Raw genomic sequence first — 2,858 nt, 5'->3', positions numbered from 1 at the left:
AGGTTGGCGCGGAACGTCGCGATCGGCGTCTGCGCCTGATAGTCGTTGGTGCCGAGCGCGATCGTCACGAGCTGCGGCGCGATCAGCCCGAGCGATGCCCAGGTGTTGCTCTGCGCCGCCGCGAATTGCGTCGTGTTCCACCCGAAATGACCCGCGTCATAACCGTGGACGCCCGCCGCCTCGTCCCCGTTGAACACCAGCAGCCCGGCGAGATACACCGAGCCGCCCGCCGATCGCGTCACCGTTACCGTGTGGATGCCCGGTGTCAGCGCGCCGCTCGACCATTGCTGCATGCCGAGCGCGCCGGCCGTGTTGATGACCGTCGCGGCACCGCCGTCGATGCTGACCGACATGGTCCCGGTCGCCGGCCCGCGCACATAGTGCAGCGTCACGGATGTCCCCTGCACCGTATAGGTCGCGCCGTCGCCGACCGCATTGAACACCGCCGAGCGCGCGCCCAGCCCGAACGACGTGTCGAACCCGAGCGCGCCGCCGGTCAGTGCGGTGTAGGGTTGCCCCTGCGGCGGGGCCGCGCCTTGCGTGAACGCGGTGTTGATCGCCGGGAGATAGTTGAAGCCGCCAGCCACGCCGGGGGTCGGGTGATCCAGCCGCAGCCGAGCCAGCGCGCGCTCCACCCAGCGCGTGCCGTAGCTGGGGGCGTTCAGGCCTTCGGTGATCGAGTCGCCCAGCCAAACAGCCTTGGCAGGCGCGTTCACCCGGTCGGCCAGCGCCGCGTGCCAGGCGCGAAGGGCAGGGCGATTGTAGACGGCAAGCGACTGGCGCTGGCGCAGCGCCTCGGCCCGCGCAGCCAGTGCCAGCCCCTGCGCGTCGAGGTCCGCGCTCCCCCCGCCGCTCACTGCCGCACCTCGTACACCAGCGTGCCCGAGGTGCGGGTGAACTGGAGATAGTAGGTCGCACCGGCGCAGCTGTCGTCCACGACCGGGGCATTGACTGCGCCGGTCCAGATCGCGCGCGCCGAGCCGTCAGAATAGGTCAGCGCCAGCCTGGTCGTGCCGCCGTCGGTGGAGCGGAGCAGCTGCACGCTGCCGGCCCAGACGCCCGACAGCGTGACCCACACCGCGCGATCCAGCTCGGGCACGAAGGGACCCGCCGTGCCGGTCGCGCCGAGTGATCCGGCCACAGGAACAGAGGTGGCGGCGAATTCGCGGACGTCATGCTGGGGCGCGAAGCCGCCCGGCGCGTCCGACAGTGTGGCTTGGGCCATGGTCGATCTCCTGGTTGCAAGGAGCGCGCCCGCTAGACCCGACTCGAGCGTGTAGGACAGCAGAAAATAACCAAACCGGTTATTAGTGCCGGCCACCCATCGTCGCGTCGCTCGTCTGCCGAGAGCCGATTGATGGACAGGCGATGCGCACCATATACAGACGTGAAGGGGCAGCCACGTCGACGCCCGCCGGAGTATCCATGAGCCAGAGCTTTCCCGTCCTGCCGCTGCGCGACATCGTCGTTTTCCCGAGCATGATCGTGCCCCTGTTTGTCGGCCGTGATAAATCGGTCGCCGCGCTGGAGGCGGCGATGAACGCGGACAAGGAGATTTTCCTGATCGCGCAGCTCGACGCCGCCCAGGACGATCCCGCGCGCGCCGACCTGCACGAGGTGGGTGTCACCGCGACCGTGTTGCAGCTTTTGAAGCTTCCTGACGGCACCGTTCGCGTGCTGGTCGAGGGCCGCGCCCGCGCGCGCATGGTCGAGCTGTCTGGGGAGGGCGAGTATCTCACCGCCACCATCGACATGATTGCCGACGAGCCGGTCGAGGGCGCGGAGGTCGAGGCGCTGATGCGCTCGGTCGTCTCGCAATTCGAAACCTACGCCAAGGGCAACCGCAAGATGGCGGCCGAGACCGCGGTGCAGCTGGGGGAGATCGAGGACGCGTCCAAGCTCGCCGACGCGGTGATGGCCAACATCCAGGTCAAGGTCGCCGACAAGCAGGCGCTGCTGGTTGAGCTCAACCCAGCCAAGCGGCTGGAGATGGCGTTCGCGCTGATGGAAGGCGAGCTGGGCGTCCTGCAGGTCGAGAAGAAGATCAAGAGCCGCGTCAAGCGCCAGATGGAGAAGACGCAGCGCGAATATTATCTCAACGAGCAGCTGAAGGCGATCCAGCGCGAGCTGGGCTCATCCGACGAGGATGGCGACGGCGACGAGCTTGCCGAGCTGACCACCAAGATCGCGACGCTGAAGCTCAGCAAGGAGGCGCGCACCAAGGCGACCGCCGAGCTGAAGAAGCTCAAGACCATGGCGCCGATGAGCGCCGAGGCGACGGTCGTGCGCAACTATCTCGACGTGCTGCTGGGCCTGCCCTGGGGCAAGAAATCCAAGCTCAAGCGCGACATCGCCGCCGCACAGGCGGTGCTCGACGAGGATCATTACGCGCTCGACAAGGTCAAGGATCGCATCGTCGAGTATCTCGCCGTGCAGGCGCGCACCAACAAGCTGAAGGGGCCGATCCTCTGCCTGGTCGGCCCTCCCGGTGTCGGCAAGACGTCGCTCGGCCAATCGATCGCCAAGGCGTGCGGGCGCGAGTTCGTGCGCCAGTCGCTTGGCGGCGTGCGTGACGAAGCGGAAATCCGCGGTCATCGCCGCACCTATATCGGCTCGTTGCCGGGCAAGGTCGTCACCAACCTGCGCAAGGCGGGAACTGCCAACCCGCTGTTCCTGCTCGATGAGATCGACAAGCTGGGCCAGGATTTCCGTGGCGATCCGGCGTCGGCGCTGCTCGAGGTGCTGGACCCCGAGCAGAACAGCAAGTTCAACGATCACTATCTGGAGATCGACCTGGATCTGTCCGACGTGATGTTCGTGTGCACCGCCAACACGCTCAACCTGCCGCAGCCGCTGCT

The 2,858-nt window shown here is 67.2% G+C and carries 3 protein-coding genes; 1 reads left to right on the top strand and 2 read right to left on the bottom strand.

The features are described from left to right. A partial coding sequence (locus JWN21_RS08995; protein WP_299648664.1) for a hypothetical protein occupies positions 1 to 857 on the bottom strand: 857 nt, incomplete at its 3' end. Then, positions 854 to 1,225 carry a hypothetical protein gene (locus tag JWN21_RS08990; RefSeq protein ID WP_299648661.1) on the bottom strand — a complete coding sequence of 124 codons (372 nt, stop codon included), beginning with the start codon at positions 1,223 to 1,225 and terminating at the stop codon, positions 854 to 856. The genes JWN21_RS08995 and JWN21_RS08990, both read right to left, overlap by 4 nt. A 200-nt stretch (positions 1,226 to 1,425) precedes the next feature. Between JWN21_RS08990 and JWN21_RS08985 the strand changes: the two genes are divergently transcribed. Next, positions 1,426 to 2,858 (top strand): LON peptidase substrate-binding domain-containing protein (locus JWN21_RS08985; protein ID WP_299648658.1); only part of this gene is annotated, 1,433 nt, incomplete at its 3' end.

The sequence above is a fragment of the Sphingomonas bacterium genome, from assembly GCF_028292945.1.
GTDB lineage: Bacteria > Pseudomonadota > Alphaproteobacteria > Sphingomonadales > Sphingomonadaceae > Sphingomonas.
Note: the sequence above shows the minus strand (reverse complement) of the source record. Positions and strands in the feature narration are given on the sequence as shown.

What these genes read in the sequence shown, in the direction of transcription:
- JWN21_RS08990 (WP_299648661.1), bottom strand. Translation starts at nt 1,225, where the DNA reads ATGGCCCAAGCCACACTGTCGGACGCGCCGGGCGGCTTCGCGCCCCAG.